The 20611-nt window shown below is 59.6% G+C and carries 20 protein-coding genes; 6 read left to right on the top strand and 14 right to left on the bottom strand.

Annotated elements, in window-relative coordinates; translation table 11 throughout:
- Nucleotides 1–23 precede the first annotated feature (23 nt).
- Complete coding sequence (gene groL, locus RLW55_RS20545) at nt 24–1670, top strand: chaperonin GroEL (protein ID WP_409562443.1); 1647 nt, start codon at nt 24–26, stop codon at nt 1668–1670.
- Between the two features lie 183 nt (nt 1671–1853).
- On the opposite strand, the gene RLW55_RS20540 is transcribed toward groL, so the two are convergent.
- Nucleotides 1854–4127 carry a glycosyltransferase gene (locus RLW55_RS20540; RefSeq protein WP_423415224.1) on the bottom strand — a complete coding sequence of 758 codons (2274 nt, stop codon included), beginning with the start codon at nt 4125–4127 and terminating at the stop codon, nt 1854–1856.
- Nucleotides 4052–4345: a hypothetical protein gene (locus RLW55_RS20535; RefSeq protein WP_414461982.1), complete on the bottom strand. Its 294-nt coding sequence runs from the start codon at nt 4343–4345 to the stop codon at nt 4052–4054. The genes RLW55_RS20540 and RLW55_RS20535 overlap by 76 nt, the downstream gene beginning before the upstream one ends.
- A 469-nt stretch (nt 4346–4814) precedes the next feature.
- Between RLW55_RS20535 and RLW55_RS20530 the strand changes: the two genes are divergently transcribed.
- Together RLW55_RS20530 and RLW55_RS20525 are read left to right on the top strand one after the other, a co-directional pair.
- Nucleotides 4815–5639, top strand: coding sequence for a hypothetical protein (locus tag RLW55_RS20530; RefSeq protein ID WP_423415223.1), 825 nt, complete (start codon nt 4815–4817; stop codon nt 5637–5639).
- A 187-nt stretch (nt 5640–5826) separates the two neighbouring features.
- A complete protein-coding gene (locus RLW55_RS20525) occupies nt 5827–6009 on the top strand; it encodes a hypothetical protein (RefSeq protein ID WP_409562446.1) in 183 nt (60 codons plus the stop codon).
- A gap of 15 nt (nt 6010–6024) precedes the next feature.
- On the opposite strand, the gene RLW55_RS20520 is transcribed toward RLW55_RS20525, so the two are convergent.
- The 7 genes from RLW55_RS20520 to RLW55_RS20490 form a co-directional block, all read right to left on the bottom strand.
- Entirely contained in the window at nt 6025–6696 is a 672-nt protein-coding gene (locus RLW55_RS20520; RefSeq protein WP_423415222.1) for a class I SAM-dependent methyltransferase, read from the bottom strand.
- A gap of 7 nt (nt 6697–6703) precedes the next feature.
- Nucleotides 6704–7948 (bottom strand): DUF3419 family protein, encoded by a 1245-nt coding sequence (locus RLW55_RS20515; protein WP_423415221.1) that lies wholly within the window; start codon nt 7946–7948, stop codon nt 6704–6706.
- A 48-nt stretch (nt 7949–7996) separates the two neighbouring features.
- Entirely contained in the window at nt 7997–8848 is an 852-nt protein-coding gene (locus RLW55_RS20510) for a UDP-2,3-diacylglucosamine diphosphatase (RefSeq protein ID WP_414461985.1), read from the bottom strand.
- Nucleotides 8849–9075: 227 nt separating this feature from the next.
- Nucleotides 9076–9309 carry a hypothetical protein gene (locus RLW55_RS20505; RefSeq protein WP_013946543.1) on the bottom strand — a complete coding sequence of 78 codons (234 nt, stop codon included), beginning with the start codon at nt 9307–9309 and terminating at the stop codon, nt 9076–9078.
- Nucleotides 9310–9403: 94 nt separating this feature from the next.
- Entirely contained in the window at nt 9404–10660 is a 1257-nt protein-coding gene (locus RLW55_RS20500; protein WP_423415220.1) for a CCA tRNA nucleotidyltransferase, read from the bottom strand.
- A gap of 18 nt (nt 10661–10678) precedes the next feature.
- Entirely contained in the window at nt 10679–10981 is a 303-nt protein-coding gene (locus RLW55_RS20495; RefSeq protein ID WP_409562450.1) for a DUF6111 family protein, read from the bottom strand.
- Nucleotides 10978–11634, bottom strand: a complete 657-nt coding sequence (locus tag RLW55_RS20490) for a CoA pyrophosphatase (RefSeq protein WP_414461988.1) — start codon at nt 11632–11634, stop codon at nt 10978–10980. The genes RLW55_RS20495 and RLW55_RS20490 overlap by 4 nt, the downstream gene beginning before the upstream one ends.
- A 135-nt stretch (nt 11635–11769) precedes the next feature.
- Between RLW55_RS20490 and RLW55_RS20485 the strand changes: the two genes are divergently transcribed.
- Entirely contained in the window at nt 11770–12999 is a 1230-nt protein-coding gene (locus tag RLW55_RS20485; RefSeq protein ID WP_423415219.1) for a hypothetical protein, read from the top strand.
- A 36-nt stretch (nt 13000–13035) separates the two neighbouring features.
- Here the strand turns inward: RLW55_RS20485 and RLW55_RS20480 are convergent, their stop codons facing one another.
- The 3 genes from RLW55_RS20480 to hemF form a co-directional block, all read right to left on the bottom strand.
- Nucleotides 13036–14100 (bottom strand): alkene reductase, encoded by a 1065-nt coding sequence (locus RLW55_RS20480; RefSeq protein WP_409562453.1) that lies wholly within the window; start codon nt 14098–14100, stop codon nt 13036–13038.
- A gap of 167 nt (nt 14101–14267) precedes the next feature.
- Nucleotides 14268–15437 carry a DUF2235 domain-containing protein gene (locus tag RLW55_RS20475; protein ID WP_423415218.1) on the bottom strand — a complete coding sequence of 390 codons (1170 nt, stop codon included), beginning with the start codon at nt 15435–15437 and terminating at the stop codon, nt 14268–14270.
- A gap of 238 nt (nt 15438–15675) precedes the next feature.
- Nucleotides 15676–16584 (bottom strand): oxygen-dependent coproporphyrinogen oxidase, encoded by a 909-nt coding sequence (gene hemF / locus RLW55_RS20470; RefSeq protein ID WP_423415217.1) that lies wholly within the window; start codon nt 16582–16584, stop codon nt 15676–15678.
- Between the two features lie 143 nt (nt 16585–16727).
- Here hemF and RLW55_RS20465 point away from each other — a divergent pair, with 143 nt between their 5' ends.
- Nucleotides 16728–18605 carry an ABC transporter ATP-binding protein gene (locus RLW55_RS20465; RefSeq protein ID WP_423415216.1) on the top strand — a complete coding sequence of 626 codons (1878 nt, stop codon included), beginning with the start codon at nt 16728–16730 and terminating at the stop codon, nt 18603–18605.
- Nucleotides 18606–18613: 8 nt separating this feature from the next.
- On the opposite strand, the gene RLW55_RS20460 is transcribed toward RLW55_RS20465, so the two are convergent.
- Entirely contained in the window at nt 18614–19255 is a 642-nt protein-coding gene (locus tag RLW55_RS20460) for a methyltransferase family protein (RefSeq protein ID WP_414461994.1), read from the bottom strand.
- Between the two features lie 77 nt (nt 19256–19332).
- Nucleotides 19333–19803 carry a tRNA (cytidine(34)-2'-O)-methyltransferase gene (locus tag RLW55_RS20455; RefSeq protein WP_423415215.1) on the bottom strand — a complete coding sequence of 157 codons (471 nt, stop codon included), beginning with the start codon at nt 19801–19803 and terminating at the stop codon, nt 19333–19335.
- A gap of 233 nt (nt 19804–20036) precedes the next feature.
- On the opposite strand from RLW55_RS20455, the gene petA reads away from it, so the two are divergent.
- Nucleotides 20037–20609 (top strand): ubiquinol-cytochrome c reductase iron-sulfur subunit, encoded by a 573-nt coding sequence (gene petA, locus RLW55_RS20450; protein ID WP_409562459.1) that lies wholly within the window; start codon nt 20037–20039, stop codon nt 20607–20609.
- The last annotated feature ends 2 nt before the right edge of the window (nt 20610–20611 follow it).

The following is a 20611-nucleotide window of genomic DNA, read 5'->3' as shown; positions in this document are numbered from 1 at the left end:
GCCAAGCTTAGGAGTTGCTCAACATGGCAGCTAAAGACGTCAAGTTTGCCCAGGACGCCCGCGAGCGCATGCTGCGTGGTGTCGACATTCTTGCCAACGCCGTGAAAGTCACGCTCGGCCCGAAGGGTCGCAACGTCGTTATCGAGAAGTCGTTCGGCGCACCGCGCATCACCAAGGACGGTGTGACGGTCGCGAAGGAAATCGAGCTCGAAGACAAGTTCGAGAATATGGGCGCGCAGATGCTCAAAGAGGTCGCCTCGAAGACGGCCGACCTCGCCGGTGACGGCACCACGACGGCAACGGTTCTTGCCCAGGCGATCGTTCGCGAAGGCGCGAAGTCGGTTGCTGCCGGCTCGAACCCGATGGACCTGAAGCGCGGTATCGACCTCGCCGTTCTGGCCATCGTCGAAGACCTCAAGACCAACTCGAAGAAGGTCGCGAAGGATCAGATCGCTCAGGTCGGCACGATCTCGGCGAATGGCGACGAAATCGTCGGCAAGAAGATTGCCGAAGCGATGGACAAGGTCGGTTCGGAAGGCGTCATCACGGTTGAAGAATCCAAGACGCTCGATTTCGAACTCGATGTCGTCGAAGGCATGCAGTTCGATCGTGGTTACCTGTCGCCGTACTTCATTACCAACGCCGACAAGATGATTGCTGAACTTGAGAACCCCTACATTCTCATCCACGAGAAGAAGCTTTCGGGTCTCCAGGCGATGCTTCCGGTTCTCGAAGCCGTCGTCCAGTCGGGCAAGCCGCTCCTCATCATCGCTGAAGACGTCGAAGGCGAAGCTCTCGCGACGCTCGTCGTCAACAAGCTGCGCGGCGGCCTCAAGGTTGCTGCCGTCAAGGCTCCGGGCTTCGGCGATCGCCGCAAGGCCATGCTGGAAGACATCGCAGTCCTGACGGGCGGCACGGTGATCTCGGAAGATCTCGGCATCAAGCTCGAGACGGTTACGCTGCAGATGCTCGGCCGCTCCAAGAAGGTGACGATCGACAAGGAAAACACGACGATTGTCGATGGTTCGGGCAAGAAGGCCGACATCGAAGCGCGCGTGAAGCAGATCAAGGCGCAGATCGAGGAAACGTCCTCGGACTACGACCGTGAGAAGCTCCAGGAGCGTCTTGCCAAGCTCGCCGGCGGCGTTGCCGTTATCAAGGTCGGCGGCGCGACGGAAGTCGAAGTTAAAGAGCGCAAGGACCGCGTCGACGACGCTCTGCACGCAACGCGCGCAGCCGTCGAAGAGGGTATCGTCCCGGGCGGCGGCGTTGCGCTTCTCCGCGCTGCGAAGGCTCTCGACTCGCTGAAGCCTGAGAACGACGACCAGAAGGTCGGCATCAACATCGTCCGCAAGGCGCTGCAGGCTCCGGCTCGCCAGATCTCGACCAACGCAGGTGAAGACGGTTCGGTGATCGTCGGCAAGATCCTCGAGAACTCGAAGTACGCTTACGGCTACAACGCTCAGTCCCACGAGTACGGCGATCTGTACTCGCAGGGCGTCATCGACCCGACGAAGGTCGTGCGTTGCGCGCTGCAGGATGCCGCTTCGGTTTCGGGCCTGCTGATCACGACGGAAGCCATGATCGCCGACGTGCCGAAGAAGGACGCTGGCCACTCGCACGGCGCTCCCGGCGGCGGCATGGGCGGCATGGGCGGAATGGATTTCTAATTTAATTGCGCCGGGCGACTCCGCTCCGCGGAGCCGGCCGCCCGGCGCAGTTGATCCTTTTGCTTGCGCCTTCCGACTCTCCTACGTCGAGCCGGCCGGAAGGCGCAGTCGATCCTCGAAAATCAAAAAGCCCCGCAGTGATGCGGGGCTTTTTTGTGCGTCGAAAGCTTGAAAGGGCTTCGTTCAATTCGTTAACAAGCGGCTCGCGAACCAATTTCCAAGCGAGGCAGACGAAAATTTTTCGAGGCCGTCATATGTTCCGATTACATGGCGTGCGTTTAAAATTTCCTCAGCCAGTTGCTCCGGAGGAATTTCACGATCGACGGCAATCGTGTGATCCGCGAGTGCCGGGTCGATGAGGTTTGTCGATGCAATCGGCTTCTTGCCGACACCGACGAGCTGGGCGAGGACACCCGAGCTTTCGCCATATTGGATCATGCGCAGCTGAACAGCCACATCGACTGCCTTCATCCAACGATGCAATTCGGCGTCGTTCGGAGAGTCAACGATCTCGACGATGTTGCGATCTTCCGGGCTGAGGCAGTTGCACGCATACTCGTTAGCGCGCCAGCCTACGATCGCTAGCCGCGCAGGCCGAGATCTATTTATTTCTCGGACGGCAGCAATGACGCGGTCCGTGCCTTTAATGTTATCTGGAATGCCAAACGTGCCGATGATCAGTTCATCTCGCCTGCGTGAGAACGGCGGGATGGCGTTAGCCTCGATACGATCGATTGTGTGATGGGCGATGTCCACGCGAACATCGAATTCGCAAGCAATATCGTATTCAATCGCCTTCTTGGCACGCTCGGAATTCACAACGATGTGTCTGATGTCGGCCCCGAGTATGAGCGGGCGAATTCCTCTCATGCCTACATCAGGGAACTCGTTATGAGTTGCGCAACTCTTCAGCTGCGCCAGGGGGTAGAACATCGAGAACAGCGTACGCATCGCCTCCAGCGATCGGCCGCAGTACCAGAACCAAATATTTTCCAATCGACCGTCGTGCAGGTACACGGTTTTGGCTGAACGACTACCTTTATGGTTCATGAGTGCCTGAAGCACCGGCAAATTGTGATGCGAATTACCGAGTACATAAACAGCGCGGTCGTAGCGCTCGGCCTCATCGAGATCGTCGAACGCGCAGATCGGCCATAACGAAACCTGACGGCCCGCTATCTTTTGTGTCTCGCGTTCACGCAGAGACAAATCTTGCGGTGACGCCACATCCGTGAACAGGTCAAATAGGTCGGCGTCGCCAAAGACCTTCGCTGAATTCGTTGCAATTCCGCTTCGATCGGGCGGAGTGCAGCTGAATACTGCAACACGTCGGCTTTTCGATCCCTTGGGTTGACGATCTGTGATGCGGATACGGAGCAATGTATCGATCATGGTGCTCGCAGCGCGCGTCCAATTCACCTTGGAGAGTAATTCCTGTCCTGCTGCGATCGAATGGCTTCTCTCGTTTTCGTCATGGAGAAGAAGGTCGATGGCCTTGGCCATAGACTGGGGATCGCAAGGATCGAATTGGTGCTCGGGCGGAACGAGTTCCGCCGTAGAGCTTACGTTTGACGCCGCGCAAGGAACACCCGCGGCCAAGCTCTCGAGAACTGGCAATCCGAGGCCTTCATATAACGAAGGAAATACGGTCATGCGGGCAGATTTTACAAGTCTGACGAGATCGTGCTCATCGACAAACCCCGTCATCGAAACGTCGGTCGGCGGCAAGAGAAGATCTTCGATCAATTTATCAAGTCGGGAGCGTGAGGGGTCGTGAATATTTCCGATGATAATGAGCTTTGCTCGAGACTCTGGTCTTATTTTCTTGAATGCAGCGAAACCCGCAATCGCCCCATCGAGGTTTTTGCGGTATTCGTCGCCGCCGACATAAACAACGTTCTCAGTCGGCGGATAGCAATGCGGAGCCGACCATTTCGCAATATCCACGCCGCCGTAAATCACGGCTAGGGCAGTAGGTGCACAGCCTGCATACTTTGCGAAATCGGTTGCAGTCGTGACGCTGTTGCAGAAAGTGTGAGATGAGATTTGTGACGCGATTGTTTCGCCAAGGCGAAATAAATCGTGCAGGTCGGGCCTCGTGCCGAAATAGATATCAGGAAAAATATCTGGGATCAGGTCGTGGCCGATCCCGACAACCGAGCGGCTAATTCTTAGCGCTTGGTGTGGCAATAAGAATCCAAGGCGTCCCTCGTGGTTGGCCCAGTTGTCCGGAAAATAGCTCGGCAGGCAGAAAAAATCGAAATGATCTTCGTCTATCGCCGAGAGTTCGTCGATGAAAATTGTCGATTCATCAAGGGCCGTCGCGCCGCGGTCTTCGAGAAGCGAAATCTTCAATCGGCCGTCGACGCGCAGAGCAGCAATTAATCCAAATATGTATCGGCCGATACCGCGTTGGCTTTGATGTCGAGCAAATCGAACGTCGAAGAGGAGGCGCATGGGGCAATCCTGGTGACGACGGGATGAAATTTTCTTGTCAATGCCATTAAGCGTACGAATTCGCGCTCCAGCTGCGCATTTCGCGCTAAATTTTCAGCATGCTGTTGGGCATTTTCAAATGAGTGCGAAAACATGGCTACGCGCTTGTCGACTGTCCGCTCGATCTTTTTTGTGAGCGGCTTCAACAACCAACGTCGAAATTTTTTGGTAACCGGCATTTGAAAAACCCCCAAATAATATACATAACACAGAATATCCGCATAAAGACTAAAATCCCGACGCGCCGAAGGCAAGCGGTTTAGAAAAAAACTGATGCAGTCTGGTGCGCGAGCCACTTGGCGCCGAACGCACGGCGCGTGGCATGGGCGTGAGCAGGGATTTGGATACGGCGGCGCGAACGATCTGGCGGTCTCTGAGAGAATTCCGAGCCTGCTCATGTATGGAACGCTAGCGGCGGACGTCAAAACATCGAGCGGTCTACTCTTCGATGGGTTCATTACAAAACGAGTGACGCCGAAGATATCTTTCAGGAGAGCGGGCGCAGGTCGAGGACGCTGAGTAGGGGCCGCGGTAAGATGCGCGTCCTTCAGCCCGATACAATTTATAGCTGTGCACAATCTGTCGCAGGCGTTTGCGTCGGCTCGAATTGCTGTACTTTATTACTGCGCATTACTGGAAAATTTGAAGATGAGCGTCCGCATGTTCAGTCATGCGCAGGCGAAGCGGAAACTTATTCTCAAAATACTAAGAAAAGGGAAGAAGATGTCGGCCGATATCCTGTCCAAGCTCAAGACCTTACACGACGACGTTCGTGCGCGCATTGAGGCGACGCCGGACTTCAAGGCCATGAAAGCCGTCGAGCGCGCGATCAGCGAGCTCGATGAAATTCTTGCTGTGCCAGTTGCCGCCAATAGCGACGCTGTGGAGGCCGAACCGGCCGAGGCAGCCGTAGAGGAGGCAGCATGCGAAGAAGCCGCTCCGGAGGCTGCTGCTGCTGCTGCCGAAGAAGCGATGCCGGAGGAGGCTGCTGCTGAAGAAGCGGCGGCTGAACCGACGGTCGAAGACGTGGTTGAGGCCGCTGTCGTCGAGACCGCAGAAGCCTCGATGGAGGAGCCAGCCGCTGAGGCTGCGCCGGAGGCTCCTGCGGAGGCGGCCGAAGCTCCGGCTGAGGCGGCGCCGGAGGAACCCGCAGCCGAAGCTACGGAAACGGCGGAGGCTGCGATCGAAGCATCTGCGGAAGCTGAAGCGCCCGTCGCGGAGGCCGCCGAAGAAGCGGCTCCCGAGGCAGAGGCTGCTGCGCCTGAGGCTCCGGTGGGGGAAGCCGCTCCGGCGGCAGCAGAGGCGGCCGAGGTCGCACCAGCCGAAGAGGCTGCTCCGGAGGCAGACGCGGGCGAAGCTCCGGAAGAAGCGGCACCGGAGGCGCAAGACGATAAACCTGTTGCGGCCGCCGTCATGCCCAACGGCGCGGCGCATCCGGCCGAAGCACCGGCTGCCGCCCCGCCGGCGGAATAAATCGCAATCATGCGATTGTGATAATTACGAAAGCCCTGGTGCTCGCGCTGGGGCTTTTGCGTGCGGTGCGAAGTGTGGAACGCTCGCGCGTGGTTCCCGATTGAGGCTTTGGGAGCGACTGTCACGCCCCTGGATCAAATCCTGGATCAAAGGGGGCCAAACAAAAAAAGCGCAGGGAGGCTTTGTCATGAATGCCGTCGAAATCCATGATCATGCCCGTAAGCTTTACGATGTGCAGGGCGCGAAGGCGCTCGCAGAAGCGGCGCAGATGGTTCGTCGCTATGAAAAGACCGGAGACGAGCGCACGGCAGAAGACTGGCGGCGCATCGAGCTGGCGCTCCGGCAGCTTCTCGGGCCTCGCGTCAGCTAGGTTGCCGACGCGGCGTTACGAAAGCTTCGCACCGATGCAGACGTGGGCTGCATAATCGAAGCGGCCGTGGTGGAAAGCGGCGCTTCGACCACTGCGGCGGGCGACGTCGCGCACGACGTCTTCGAGCTCCTGACGTGGCGTGACGCTGAATTTCGTCAGCCACGCGCGCATGCCGCGTCGCGCCAAGGAGGGCATGGTCGCCATCGTGCCGAAGTCGACGATGTGCAATTCGCCCGTTGGCGAGAGCTGTGAGACGGCGCGGGCGATCACGTCCTGCCAGGGCGGAATCATCGACAGTGCGTATGAAATGAAGATGCGGTCGATGTTGGCGATGCTGAAAAGCTCGGACGCCGAGAACGTCGTGGCGTCGGCCTGGGCAATCGTGACGATGTCGCGAAACGGGCTTCGGTCGATCGAGGCGCGCGCCGTCTTCAACATTTCTTCTGAAACGTCGAGACCGTAGAACTTCGCAAGCGGATAGCGGCGCGCGGCGCGCAGCAGATTGCGGGCCGTGCCGCAACCGACTTCGAGCACCGTGCCGCCGACCGGAGGCGCAAGCTCGGCGATCATCTGATCGCGGCCGATCAGATAGTAGCGTCGTGTGAAATCATAAATGTAGCGCTGATGGCGATACATGCCATCCATGGCGCTCGCAGCGCTTTCGGTCATTGCGGCGGCGTCGCTCATGAGAGGATCAGGCGTTCTTGATGTAGAGGTGGAAACCGCCGTAGATCGCCGAGCGATCCTTGGCGTGGATCGCAGCGGATTTGGCGGCGTCATAGGTCCACTGGCCGAGCGTCGCGTCGGCGACGCGGCCCGGGAGGATGCTTTCCTCGCCCGCGGTGCGGAAGATAACGCGGGCGCCGGGGCGCGCAGTGCGGGTGATTTGATCCCACAGCGCATTCAAGGCTGCGTCGTCCATCCAGTCCTGGGCATCGAGCAGGATATAGCGATCGAGGCTTTCGGCCGGCTCGCCAGAGAGGAAGCGGATCATGTTGTCGTGGACAACCTCGACTCGGTTGGCGCGCGCCTTGACCGCCATGAAGTTCGCTTTTTCGAGATACGGCGGGCAGGGGCCTTCGCCCTGGGTTGCGTAGCTGCGGCCGAAGGCCTGCCAAGCGAAATAGTTGTCTTTCAGATCGAAGCCCGTCGCCAGGCGTTCGGCGCGTTCCTTCAAAACGTCGGCCATCGTGCGAGCGCCGCCGCCGGAAAGCGCGTCATACTGCACCGGCGGAATGCCGAGGCCGAACAGCGACGCCCGGTTTGACGTGATCCAGCGCAAGACAGGATGGCTGAAGGCCGGTCCGATGTCGCGCGCAAAGATCTCGCGCTGCTCTTCGATCGAACGGGCTTCAAGCAGACGCTTCGGTTTGGCGCCGAACACGCGCGCAGCGAGATGGCCTGTCGCGATGAAGCGGCCGAGCAGCCCGAAATGATAGAAATTGCGCGCGAAGCGCGTGATGCGGCGGCGGCCCGTCAGCTCGCGGCCTTCCCAATAGGCGCGGGTATCGGCGTCGAGATGCGGCGCGATGAGATCGTTATAGAGGGCGACGTTGCGGCGGTCATTGGCGGCGCCGAAGAAGCGATAGAACGTGGCATGGTTCGGCAGATGCTGAGCTGCGGCGACCTTCAGCTTGAGCAGCGCGATGTGCGTGGCGTTGAGATCGACGGCATAGATGCGCGCCGGATTCGCCGAGAGGTAGCTCATGACGTTGCAGCCGCCGGAGGCGATGGTCATGATGCGCGTTTGCGGGGTGATCTCCAGCGCTTCCATATCGGCGCGCGGATCTTCCCAGATCTGCGGGTAGACCATTGAGCGGAAAGCGAAGGTGAAGGTGCGCTCAAGGATACCGGCGAGACTCAGCGCACGGTTCTGATGCACAGCTTCGCTCAGAAGATCGATGCTCGTCGGTTCGAGGGCTTTGGCGGTCGCGTTCACGTGGGATACTCCGTTCGCCGGCTCGCTTTTCGTCCGGCATAATTGCCGTTAAGCGGCTTCGATCAACCAGCGGCCGGAAGGCGCCTGCGAGGCGCGCGCGGCCAAATGCTCTTTCCAACGAATGATTTCAAATTGGCCGTCGAAGCGTTCGCCGATGGCGGTGCAGCTTTCGACCCAGTCGCCGCAGTTCATGTAGTGAATGCCGTCGATCTGGCGCGAGTTGGCGTGATGGATGTGGCCGCAAATGAGGCCCTGCGCGTCGCGCCGCTTGGCTTCGCCTGCCAACGCTTCCTCGAATTCGCCGATGTAGTTCACGGCGCTTTTCACTTTGTGCTTCAGGAAGGCCGACAGCGACCAATGACCGAGGCCGAACATGCGACGCGCAAAGTTCAGCGGCACGTTAAGCGCGAGAGCTGCGTCATAGGACCGGTCGCCGAGAAATGCGAGCCAGCGGGCGTAACGCACGACGACGTCGAATTCATCACCGTGCAAAATGAGATAGCGCTTGCCGTCGGCGGCTTCATGAATGGCATCGCGGCGGATTTCGACGCCGCCGAAGTTCATGCCGGTATAGTCGCGCAGGCCGTCATCGTGGTTGCCCGGAATGTAGACGACGCGGGTGCCTTTACGCGCCTTGCGCAGAAGCTTTTGTAAAACGTCGTTGTGGCTCTGCGGCCAATAAGGACCGCGGCGGACTTTCCAGAAATCGACGATATCGCCGACGAGGTAGAGGTTCTGGCATTCGACGTATTTCAGAAAGTCGAGAAGAGCAGTCGATTGGCAATTGCGCATTCCGAGGTGAATGTCGGAAATAAAAACGGTTCGGTAGTTCAATTCCGGATTTGGTGCGCTCAAGGTCGGCCCCCAGTCAGTGCGCTTCCCATAAATGCGTCTATGCATTTCATGTAAAACGTAGGACGGGATTCATGTAACAGGCGTATGACGAACGCCTGCGGCCGGTGGCGTCGAGTGTAAGAAATCGCAGCTATTTATGGGTTTACCAACAGCCCGAGACGGCGCGCGCGAGTGATGCCGGCGGTTTCGATCGCCGCAAAAGTGTCATATGGCGAATATGCGACACACTGATGATTGCGCTGCCATCCACGCGACGGCAGCGCAATTTCGTATCAGTATTCGATGCGCTGAAAGATATGCTCCCAGGCGTAGAGCAGAATGGTGTCGACAGCGCCAACAAGAAGAAACGCCAGCGCGATCGGTGATGTCGAATTTTCGGGAAGTCCCATATCGACGCCCCTCGTCGATACGGCCAATGCTGCAGTCAGACTGAGAAGAGCGAGAACGGCGAAGACGATTTGAACGAACTTGAGCGAACGCTCACGCTCACGGCCGATGCTGTCCATCAGGGTGTCTCCTCAACGCGATACAAATGGGTGAACCCCGGAGAGAGACTTTAGTCGGAGCATAAGCAAAGGTGAAGTGAAATTTAATGATTTGTTAAGTAACAGCTTCGCGCGCCAGCTCTTTAAGCACTCTGCTTTGACGTTCAGCATCGGCGGGAAAATTCTCTGAGATCCACCAGCGCTCGAAGGCACTAAGGATGCTGCCGACTTTCGGACCTGGTTGAATGCCGAGCGCAAGGACGTCGTTCCCAGTGAAGGGCATAACCGGAATTTTCCAGCGATCGGCGAGTAATGCGCGGGCGCGCCAGTGCGGATCGGTGCAGGGGGCGCCAGATTGCGCCCAGGCAAGGCGGACGGCGCGCGCGAAGGCATCGGCACCGAGCCTGTAAAGTGCAGCTTGTGCAATCGCTTCGGACGTTTCCGGAGCGATACCTGGATCGCCTGCGGATGCGCTTGTGAGACGCTCGGCTTCGGCATTCGAGAGCCGAAGCTCGCGGCCGAGAAAGGCTGCGTCTTCCGGATTGTTGACGGCAAGCGCGGCAAGGCGCGCGAGCGCATCGGGTGGCTCGCCCAGTGCGGCTTCGATCACAACGAAGCGCGCAAAGCGGTCAGGTTCGAGGCGCGTCCTGACGACAAGCTGAAGGATGCCGCTTTTTTCCATGGCGTTGACGACATCGACAGCATTCAGCGCTGCGAGCAGTTTCAGCATTTCGGCGCGGACGCGCTCAGCGGAGAGCAGCGATAGTCCTTCTTTCAAGGCATTTGCTGCGGCCAGTCCTTCGGGATCGAGCTGGCCCTTTCCGTATTCGGCGCTGAAACGGAAGAAGCGCAGAATGCGCAGGTAATCCTCGCGGATGCGTGCCTCGGCATCGCCGATGAAGCGGACGCGACGTTGGCGCAGATCATCGAGGCCGCCGACGAAATCGTAGACGATGCCGTCGGCCGAACAATAAAGCGCGTTGATCGTGAAGTCGCGGCGGGCGGCGTCCTCTTCCCAGGAGTTGGTGAAGGTGACGACGGCATGGCGGCCGTCCGTCTCGACGTCGCGGCGCAACGTCGTCACTTCGAAGGATCGCTTTTCAGCGACAACGGTGACGGTGCCGTGGTCTATGCCAGTCGGATATGCGCCAAGACCGGCATCGGCGGCGAGGCGCATGACCTCGGCGGGCAGGGCCGTTGTCGCGATGTCGACATCCTTGACGGGGCGATTGATCATTGCGTTGCGCACAGCACCGCCGACAACGCGGGCTTCCGCCCCGCCGGCAGAAAGCGCGGCGAAGACCTTTGCAAGCGCCGGGGCTCGTAGCCATTCGGCACTCATGCGGGTCGATTTGATGGCTGTTTCAGTCATGCCGTTTCAGTCCTGCAATCACGGCTTTGCCGTCGGGGGCGGCGTTTTCGTCTCGTGAATGCTGCGCGCCGGTTCGAGCTTCCCGTCGACGACGGAGGCGGGCACATAGACATCGTCGGGGCTGTTATAGGTGCGGGACGAAAACACGACGAGCGTCGCGAGCATCACGGCAGCGCCGGCAAAGAAGAGACGGATCAAGGGAGCACGGCTCAAGACTGTCATCAGGCCAGGCCATTCATCTTCGGAGAATGCGATCCAGGCGATGTAGAGGAACGTCGGCAGCAGGAAGAAAAAAATATTCTCGATAACGATGCGGATCATGTGCTGAACAGTCTCCGATAGAGCGTGCGGATTATTCCCGCTGTCGCGCCCCATATATAGCGTTCACCGTAAGGCATCGCATAGAACCTGCGTTCTGCACCGCGCCAGACGCGGCTGTGGATCTCGTGATTGGCTTCGTTCATCAAAAAGGCGAACGGAACCTCGAAAACGTCAGCGACTTCGTCGGGATTGGCTGTAAGCCTGAAGCCCGGCCGCACGAGCGCGACCGAGGGCGTGATGATGTAGCCCGTGCCGGTGCGATAAGGCGAGAGATAGCCGACTGGCTCGATGAATGCCGCATCGAGGTTAATCTCTTCGCGCGTCTCCCGCAGCGCAGCAGCGAGAGGCGTCGCGTCTTGTTGCTCGACTTTCCCGCCGGGGAAGGCGATTTGTCCGGCGTGCGAGGGCAAATGATCCGTTCGTGCCGTCAGCAGCACGGTCAGAGGCGCGCGGGCGACGATGGGCACCAGGACGGCTGCGTGGCGCAGGCCAGCGGAAAATGGACCGAGGCCGGGGTTCAAGTCATCGTCGCCAGGTGACTGTGGTTCATCCAGTTCAGGCGGGCTCGCTAGCAGCCGCGCACGTGCCAGGCGCTCGAAATCGGCAGCCTCGATATCCGGCGTTGCCATATTGGAGGCAGAAAGCGGGTTCATTTCGCAACCTGGCAGAAATTGAAGCGTGACCGTCCTGGGGTGGCCGGGGGCGGCTGAATCACGCTATTTTTGATTCGTCGTTTTAACTTGCGTCGTGTTTAGGAGCAGATGGGACTGCGTGTGGCTTACTTACGTATGACATCGCCGTTTCGGAAGCAGGGCATTTCGGCGCCCGCCCTGGCGCTCGCGCTGGTTTGCCTCATGGTGCCGATGGCGGCGCCGCGCGCAACCGCAATGTCGACCATCGATTTTCTGACGTCGCTGTCCGATAGCGAGATAGAAGCCTTTCAAGTCTGGAAAACGGCGCGGCAGAATTTCGAAGAGAAGCTCGATGCCTACTGGGATGCAGTCGAGCAGAAGCGAACTCTTCGCAAGCGTAAACGCGCAAAGGATATACCGTTCTCGGCAAACGACTACGTGATGAGCTTTCCGCCGAAGTATCAAGGGCCGTCGCTGTCAGGTTCGCTCGCGTCGAAATATGGCCGCTTCCTTGATGCGCAGCGGGAGGCCAACCCGTCGTCAAGCCGGGAACTGGCAACCATTCCCGACTACCTTGCGGCCGCGAGGCGCGTCTACAACTTCGTCCCGGAACGCGTGACGGAAAAAGAGTTCAAGCTGCGCTATGCGTCTGAGGCTGCGGCCCTCGGTCTGTCGAAGGAGCAGGTGGTGCGTGTCTACGCGCTCGAAACCGGTGGCGTCGGCACCTACGATACGCAGGCCGGAATTCATCCGATCAAGAAGACAGGCCGTGCCATTTCCAGCGCCATCGGCTATGGCCAGCTTCTCGATGCCAATTCGATCAACGAGCTGGCGCGCAGCGGGCCGACATTCATTCGGCTGCTGACGGCGAGATATCATGATCCGCGCAATTCGCCGGCTCGAAAAGCGCTGCTGCGGCACAAGCTGGTTGTGCTGAAGAAGATGTACGCGAACGTTAAGCATCAGCCGTTCGAATGGCATGTGCAGCAGGCCTATGCCAAGACGCAGGCCGGCATGGGTATTCACACTCTGAATATCGACGGTGACATTGGACCGATGCTGCAGGCGATGAAGCTCAAGACGCTGCAGGATTTGGCCGCCAAGAATGGACGGCGTTCGCTGTCAGGCGCGGAGCTCGAGTTGATGAATCTCGCGGGGCCTGTCACGGGGCTCGAAATGATGGACGGAGCGGGATCACGCGCGCCCACGTCGAATTTTTTTTCACGGCGGGCTTATTACGTGAACAAGATGGTGAAGGGTTTGACCGGCTCGCAGCTTCAGGCTGAACTCGACCGGCGTATGACGCACGCGCTGACGACACCCGGTTCATTGGAATTCGCGAACGCCTTCGACGCAGTCGAGGCGCGGCGGGAGGCCGAGCGCTGAGCGCACGGCCTCGCCGTTCGTCACGCACAAGTGCCGTTACGCGTTTTGCGATTCAAGTGCGGGATAGTCGGTGTAACCCTTTTCCGTACCGCCATAGAACGAGTCCGGATCAGGCGGATTCAACGGCGCATCGAGCTTGAAGCGCAGCGGCAGGTCGGGATTGGCAATGAATGTTTTGCCAAAGGCGACGGCGTCGACCGTTCCGGCTTCGATGGCAGCCTGCGCCGTCTCCTTGGTGAATTTCTCATTGCCAATGAAGACGCCGCCGAAACGCTTCTTCAATTCGGGGCTAATCGAGTCTGGCCCCTGGTATTCACGCGTGCAGATGAAGGCGATCTTGCGTTTGCCGACTTCCGTTGCGACGTAGCCAAACGTTTCGAGCGGATTGCTGTCACCCATGTCGTGGGAATCGCAGCGCGGCGCCAAGTGCAGGCCGACGCGATCCGCGCCCCAGACTTCAATGCATGCGTCGACCACTTCGAGCATGAGGCGGGCACGATTTTCGATCGGTCCGCCATATTGATCGGTGCGCTTGTTGGTGCTGTCCTGCAGGAACTGATCGAGCAGATAGCCGTTGGCACCGTGAACCTCGACGCCATCGAAGCCTGCGCGTTTGGCGTTTTCGGCACCGCGACGGTATTCGGCGACGACACTTGGAATTTCGTTCAGTTCCAGAGCACGCGGGGTGACGAATTCCTTTTTGGGGCGCACGAGGCTGACGTGACCTTTCGGTGCGATGGCGCTGGGTGCAACGGGGAGCTTTCCGTCGAGGTAGATCGGATCGGAGATGCGTCCAACGTGCCAGAGTTGCAGCAGGATGGTTCCGCCGGCTGCGTGAACCGCATCGGTGATTTTCTTCCAGCCCGCGACCTGCTCTTCCGACCAGATGCCGGGCGTGTCGGGATAGCCGACGCCCATCGGGGTCACGGAGGTGGCTTCGGTTAGCATCAAGCCTGCCGAGGCGCGCTGGACGTAATATTCACGCATCATATCATTTGGCACACGGCCAGCGCTGGCGCGGCAGCGCGTGAGCGGAGCGAGGACGACGCGATTCTTCAGCGAGAATGCGCCTGCTTTGAGCGGATCGAACAGAGTTGTCATGGGAAGTCCCGAAGTTTGCCGGCGAGGAACAGTCGAGATGGTGTCTATAGTTCGATAGAACTGAACTGGTGAACATGTGGCACGATCTATCTGGCGGACAACTGCGGCTTTCGACCGCCCCAGGTGGTGGAAGAGCCAATGTTCTTGTTTTGGCTTCCTGCCGGCCGTCACGCGGCCCTGTCGCTTGCTGCGCCGGGGATTGTTTCGACACCAGATTCATCAGGCCCGGTAGCGGCTCGCTGTGCAAGGGCGGCCGGTTCATAAGTGATATCCCGGACGGTGCCGTTGCAGGCTTCTTTCACGGTTCGTCCGAGACGCAAAAGCACGCTCTCGTGGATTTTTTCGTTGAGCGAAATCAGGTCGCGTCCGATTTTGCCGGTGCGCCGTTTGCTGGTTAATGGCTGATCTTCGAGACTCTGCTGGATCGCACGGTTTGCGGGCATCAATCGGCTGAAGGCGTATGGCCAGCCGGTTGCGGACGCATGCTGCAAGCCAAGGTGATCAGGTTTGCTGTCTCGGCGCAGCTTATCGATGTCGATGGCGAGGCTCGTCTTGGCCTGAATGCGTTCGGCCATCCAGAGCAGTGCGATGTCCGAGAGAGCAGTTTCCGGCCAACCACCTCCGACGTCGGCGTGCGTACCAGCGAACCACATCTGCTCGACGTGCTGGCGCGATGGCAACCGGCCATCTTCGGGATAGGTCAGGAGCGTCGGGCGGAATGGACTTCGCGCTTCGTCGATCGACAGCGCATGCAGCGTGACGTCGATGGTGTCGTGCAGGCGCATGTCGTGATAATCGAATTTGCGGCTCAGCCAGCCCCAAGATCGATACGGATTGCCGACATTGCCGACGGTGTCCCAGAGGCCGAGACAGCGAATGCGAACCGGGTAATGACAGGCAGCGCCGATCTCGGCGACGGCGTCGAAGTTACGTTTGCGCTCGGGCTGGCGATATATGCGCCAAGCGTCGTCGATTAAAAAATTGCTGCCCTTCTCCGCGAGGCCGAACAGCGTGATGAAACTCGCGAGGCTGCGGGCTTCGTAAGCGCCGCGTGAAAATCCGAAGAGATAGATCTCATCGCCCGGCTCGTAGGCGTTGCAGAGAAACTGATAGGCCGCCTTGATGCGGTCGCCGATCTCAAAGCCGAGCGCGCCCTTGAGAAAGGCCAAGCCGTGATCTTGCGACGAGGCAATTCCAACGACATAGCGGACGAGTTGGCGGACGCCTCGATTGTCTTCGTAAAGGACCGCGCGGCTGAGCTTGGCGACGTTCGTCAGCGGTGACGCGTCGTCATCATCGTTCCAGGTGCCGTCGAGCGCGCAGACGAGCCGTTTCATCCTGCCGTGCTCCCGAAGGCCTCCACTGCCGAGACGAGGCATTCGCCCCGCTTTGCTCTCGGCGCGCATAAGGCCCGAGGGTTAGATCGCTCGGAGGTTATACGGACGCGTGCGGAAGGGTAAACCCATCGCGGCAGGAAACGCGGCGACGGACGTGTTCAGGAATGGCGAAACGGCCACAATAAACGGAATCTGTCATCCTCGGGCCCAAGCCCGAGGATGACGTCATGTTTGTAAATCAGGGCCACTTCACCACGGGCGGCATCGAAGACAGGATCGACTCGGTGTTGCCGCCGGTTTTCAGACCGAACGTCGTGCCGCGGTCGTAGAGCAGATTGTATTCGACGTAGCGGCCACGGCGGATCAATTGCTCTTCGCGCTGCGCGTCCGAGTACGGCATTGTGTAATTGCCACGCACCAGCATCGGGTAGACGCTGTGGAATGCGCGGCCGACATCCTGCGTGAACGCAAAAGCTGCATCCCATCCGCCTTCGGCGTCCGATGGCGTCAGATAATCGTAGAAAATACCGCCGACGCCGCGCGGTTCATTCCGGTGCGGCAGGAAAAAGTACTCATCGCACCAGTTTTTGAGCTTGGTGTAATCGACGATCGGGTGATTGGCGCAGGCGCCGTACATGGCGGCATGAAAAGCGAGCGTATCGGCATCCGACTGCGTGCGGCGCTTGTCGAGCACCGGCGTCAGGTCGGCACCGCCGCCGAACCACCACTTGTTCGTCACGATCATGCGCGTGTTCATATGAACCGCAGGCACGTTGGGGTTGATTGGGTGGCCGATGAGCGAAATGCCCGACGCCCAGAACTCAGGGTTTTCTTCGGCGCCGGGAATTTGTTTGCGGAACTCCGGGGCAAATTCGCCGTAAACCGTGGATGTGTGCACGCCGACTTTCTCGAAAACGCGGCCATGCATGAGGCTCATCACGCCGCCGCCGGCATCAGGTTCACCGGCTTTGGCGCGATTCCAGGGCGTGCGGACGAAGGTGCCCGGCGCGTCTTTTCCGTGTGGAGCGTGTTCGGGAAGGCTTGTTTCCAGCTTCTCGAACGCTGTGCAGATGTCGTCACGCAGTTTTTCAAACCACGCACGCGCGGTGGCTTTTTTCTGCTCTAGTGGCATTTCAGGGGCGTTCATGGATTTATCTGAGCTATGTCTTGTTTTTGACTGAAAAGACCCTTAGCTCCAACCGATATCAACGATCAACATCCGGTCGCCGTCGCCAGTCGGATCTAGCCCGACTTTGCGAGCAGGCGCCGCTTTCGTCATTGCGATAGATCATGTTGCGCCGACTTATGAGCTGGGGTGAGACCCGCATCAAGCCGTTCGACGAGCGCGCGATCGTGCGCCCGCCCGATACACTGTGGGCTTTCTACTGGTTTTTTATCAAGCCTCTTTGGCCGTTTTTCGTGCTGCTGCTGATCGCTGGCTGCCTGGGCTCGACCATCGAAGTGGCGTTGATGGGCTTTATCGGTGCGATCGTCGACAAAATGCGGACGCATGGCGATCCGGCGACGTTCGTTTCCACCTACGGGTGGATGCTGGCGGGCATGGCGTTCGTGGCGCTGGTGCTGCGGCCGGTCATCTCGACGGCGCACGACTTCATCAAAAACCAGATGCTCTCTGCGGGCTGCACGACGCGCATTCGGTGGCAGACGCATCGCTATGTGCTGCGGCAGAGCCTCGGTTTCTTCCAGAACGATTTCGCGGGCCGCGTCGCCAACAAGATCATGCAGACGGGCACATCGCTGCGTGAAAGCGTCGTCCAGCTGATCGACGCACTGTGGTATGCGAGCGTGCAGTTCATCGGTTCGGCGCTGCTGTTTGCGGCGTCCGATTGGCGGCTGACCATTCCGCTGATCGCTTGGCTCGTCGCTTACGTCGTGGCGTTGCGCTATTTTGTGCCGCGCATCAAGGCGCGCTCGACGGAAGCATCGGAAGCTCGTTCGATGCTCGTCGGCCGCATTGTCGACAGCTATACGAACATCATGACCGTGAAGCTCTTCGCACATGCCGAGCGCGAGGATATCTATGCGCGCGAGGCGCTGACCGAGCAGATGACGAAGTGGCAGGCGTCTTTGCGTCTCATCACCGGCATGGAAATCACGCTCTATTCGCTCAACGGCCTGCTGCTCGTTGCGACGACGGGAACGGCGATCTGGCTGTGGACGCTGCATCACGTCTCAGTCGGCGACATTGCGGTCGTCGGCGGCCTCGTCATTCGTATCGTGACGATGTCGGGCTGGGTGATGTGGACGATTGCGGACGTGTTCGAGAACATCGGCGTCGTGCATGAAGGCATGGAGACGATCTCGCGGCCAAACCTGCTCGTCGATGCGCCGGATGCGAAGCCGGTCGTAGTGCCGCGCGGAGAAATCCGCTTCGATCACATTCATTTCCACTACGGAGCGGGACGTGCGTCTGCAGAAGATGCGCCGCCGCGCGTGATCGAGGATCTTTCGCTAAAGGTACGGCCGGGCGAGAAGGTTGGTCTGGTCGGGCGCTCCGGCGCTGGCAAGTCGACGCTCGTCAATCTGCTGCTGCGGTTCTATGACCTCGAAGGCGGCCGTATTCTGATCGATGGGCAGGACATCTCGCGCGTCACGCAGGACAGCCTGCGCGCGGAAATCGGGATGGTGACGCAAGACACGTCGCTGTTGCACCGGTCGGTGCGCGACAACATCCTCTATGGCCGACTCGATGCCACGGACGAGGACGTGATCGCCGCGGCAAAGCAGGCCGAGGCGCACGATTTCATCATGGATCTCGAAGACCTCAAGGGCCGCAAGGGTTACGACGCGCATGTCGGCGAGCGCGGCGTGAAGCTTTCGGGCGGTCAGCGGCAGCGTATCGCGATTGCGCGCGTACTGCTGAAGAACGCGCCGATCCTGGTGCTCGACGAGGCGACGAGTGCGCTTGATTCAGAGGTCGAGTCTGCGATCCAGTCGAGCTTCGAGAAGCTGATGGACGGCAAAACCGTGATTGCGATCGCACACCGGCTTTCGACCATTGCGGCGATGGACCGGCTGGTCGTGATGGAAGACGGCCGGATTGTCGAAGAAGGTTCGCATGCGGATCTTCTGAAGCGCGGCGGTCTTTATGCCCAGCTGTGGCTGCGCCAGTCCGGCGGCTTCCTCGCACGCGAGGCGGCGGAGTAATTCCGCCGCTAACGCTTGCTACGTTGGCTGCTGGCGAGAGCGGGAACTTTGTGCGCCAAAAAGGCCTGAAGCTCGCTCGCTGCGTGGCGGATATTGAAGAAGCGCGGCACGTCTTTCTTGTAGTCGAGATAGGGGCGGCCGTAGCGGGCTTCGAGCCACGGCTCTTCCGTTCGCGCCATCATGGCGTAAACGATGACGAGTGCTGCGGCGAGAAGCGTGGCGTCCCATGACCAAGCCGCTAATCCGAGTGCCGTGAAAGCGAGAATGGCCGTCGCGTATTGCGGATTGCGGGTCCAGCGATAGACGCCGGTCGTCTCAAGGCCGCTCGCCTGACAGTAGGTTGCCTTTCGGCCGAGCGACCACAGCGTATAAATATAAGCGACGCCCGCAATGAACGCGACGGCAGCGAGCGCGATGCGGAACGGCGCTAACGGTCCGGACAGCGTTGTCAGGAAACGCTCAGCCGCGAGGATCAGGACCGAGACGTTTAACGTCCGAAAAAGCGTCCAGAAGGCAAAGCTTTTTGCTGACCCGACCGGGGGCGCGGGCCAAATCCGCCAAGCGGCGTTGATCCCGCCGGCCAGCATTCCTGCAATCAACAGAAGCGCCGAGGCGACGCCGGCAATGATCAGAATGAAGTCGATCGGCATGCGATTCTGCGACGTGTCGGTGCGATCCGACAGATTTGCAGCATTCGCGTGTCACGCGTGCGACAGGGCGGGAAGCGTCAGGCGGCGGGAAAGCCGTGCGTCTGCCGCAGCGCTTCGCCGAGCACGATGGCAGCGGCAACGGCAACGTTCAACGATCTGAGACCGGGTCGCATCGGTATGGTGATGCGTGCATCGGCTTGGTCGTGGACGGCATCGGGAACGCCGGCGCTTTCGCGGCCAAGCAGCAGCGTATCGTTCGGCGCGAAAGTGAAGTCGCAATGCGTCGATGTCGCCTTCGTTGTGAGAAGGACGAGACGTCCTGGCGGTTCGGCGGAAGCGCGTCGTGTGGCCATGAAGACGTCGAAGCTCACGTGCCGTGTGAGATCGACGAAAGGCAAGTAATCGAGCGCGGCGCGTTTCAAGGAGCGATCGCTCATGTCGAAGCCGGTCGGGCCGATGACGTCGACGGGCACGCCAAAGCAGGCTCCGAGGCGAAGGATCGTTCCGGTGTTCTGAGCAATATCGGGTTGATAGAGGGCGAGGCGCATCCGGGGTGTCTGAGGGATCTCAGAGATTCCTGTCTACTGCGACATGTGCGCCAAATTGCCCCTCACTTTTTGTCGCGCTTTCCGATTGATAGCGGCATCAAACGCTGTCAAAACATCCAACTAGGGAAGAAATGAACGAACTAGAGACCAAAAAATAGGCAATCGGTGGCGGGCACTGTCCTGTGCAACCGGTTAAGCCTCTGGCTCTGGTTCCCCAATGCGGGAGGCGTGCGTTGAGCACAGATGCCTTGGAGCCGCACCGCCGGGATTTCCTGGTGGTTGCTGGAAACGCGTTCGCTGCTGTCGGCGCCGCGTCGCTTCTTTGGCCTTTCATTCAGCAGATGAACCCCGACGCCAGCACGATGGCGCTGTCGTCGGTAGAGGTCGATCTTGCTCCGGTGAAAGAAGGGCAGGCGATCACTGCGATGTGGCGCGGCAAGCCGATCTTCATCCGCAATCGGACGAAGGCGGAGATCGAATCGGCGCTGGCGGTGCCTGTGAAGGATCTGCCCGATCCGCTGGCGCGGAACGAGGATCTGCCGACAGACGATCCTGCAACCGATGCCAACCGCACCAAGGCCGGGCACGAGAACTGGATCATCATCATCGGCATTTGCACGCATCTGGGCTGCATTCCGAAGGGCCAAGCCCTGGGCGACGAGCGTGGGGAGTTCGGTGGATGGTTCTGCCCATGCCACGGCTCGCAATACGATACCTCCGGACGCATTCGTAAGGGACCGGCACCGCGCAATATGGAAGTGCCGCCCTATGCGTTCACGACCGCAACAAAAATCAAAATCGGTTAGGG

The organism is Hyphomicrobium sp. B1 (assembly GCF_049532635.1).
Lineage (GTDB): Bacteria > Pseudomonadota > Alphaproteobacteria > Rhizobiales > Hyphomicrobiaceae > Hyphomicrobium_B.
Note: the sequence above shows the minus strand (reverse complement) of the source record. Positions and strands in the feature narration are given on the sequence as shown.

Coding starts and splice junctions, on each gene's coding strand:
- RLW55_RS20535 (WP_414461982.1), bottom strand. CDS start 4,345: ATGCCGGTTACCAAAAAATTTCGACGTTGGTTGTTGAAGCCGCTCACA.
- RLW55_RS20500 (WP_423415220.1), bottom strand. CDS start 10,660: ATGACTGAAACAGCCATCAAATCGACCCGCATGAGTGCCGAATGGCTA.
- RLW55_RS20490 (WP_414461988.1), bottom strand. CDS start 11,634: ATGAACCCGCTTTCTGCCTCCAATATGGCAACGCCGGATATCGAGGCT.
- RLW55_RS20495 (WP_409562450.1), bottom strand. CDS start 10,981: ATGATCCGCATCGTTATCGAGAATATTTTTTTCTTCCTGCTGCCGACG.
- RLW55_RS20525 (WP_409562446.1), top strand. CDS start 5,827: ATGAATGCCGTCGAAATCCATGATCATGCCCGTAAGCTTTACGATGTG.
- RLW55_RS20510 (WP_414461985.1), bottom strand. CDS start 8,848: ATGCATAGACGCATTTATGGGAAGCGCACTGACTGGGGGCCGACCTTG.
- RLW55_RS20455 (WP_423415215.1), bottom strand. CDS start 19,803: ATGCGCCTCGCCCTCTATCAACCCGATATTGCTCAGAACACCGGAACG.
- RLW55_RS20460 (WP_414461994.1), bottom strand. CDS start 19,255: ATGCCGATCGACTTCATTCTGATCATTGCCGGCGTCGCCTCGGCGCTT.
- groL (WP_409562443.1), top strand. CDS start 24: ATGGCAGCTAAAGACGTCAAGTTTGCCCAGGACGCCCGCGAGCGCATG.
- hemF (WP_423415217.1), bottom strand. CDS start 16,584: ATGAACGCCCCTGAAATGCCACTAGAGCAGAAAAAAGCCACCGCGCGT.
- RLW55_RS20530 (WP_423415223.1), top strand. CDS start 4,815: ATGAGCGTCCGCATGTTCAGTCATGCGCAGGCGAAGCGGAAACTTATT.
- RLW55_RS20475 (WP_423415218.1), bottom strand. CDS start 15,437: ATGAAACGGCTCGTCTGCGCGCTCGACGGCACCTGGAACGATGATGAC.
- RLW55_RS20465 (WP_423415216.1), top strand. CDS start 16,728: ATGTTGCGCCGACTTATGAGCTGGGGTGAGACCCGCATCAAGCCGTTC.
- RLW55_RS20505 (WP_013946543.1), bottom strand. CDS start 9,309: ATGGACAGCATCGGCCGTGAGCGTGAGCGTTCGCTCAAGTTCGTTCAA.
- RLW55_RS20540 (WP_423415224.1), bottom strand. CDS start 4,127: ATGCGCCTCCTCTTCGACGTTCGATTTGCTCGACATCAAAGCCAACGC.
- RLW55_RS20485 (WP_423415219.1), top strand. CDS start 11,770: ATGACATCGCCGTTTCGGAAGCAGGGCATTTCGGCGCCCGCCCTGGCG.
- RLW55_RS20520 (WP_423415222.1), bottom strand. CDS start 6,696: ATGAGCGACGCCGCCGCAATGACCGAAAGCGCTGCGAGCGCCATGGAT.
- RLW55_RS20480 (WP_409562453.1), bottom strand. CDS start 14,100: ATGACAACTCTGTTCGATCCGCTCAAAGCAGGCGCATTCTCGCTGAAG.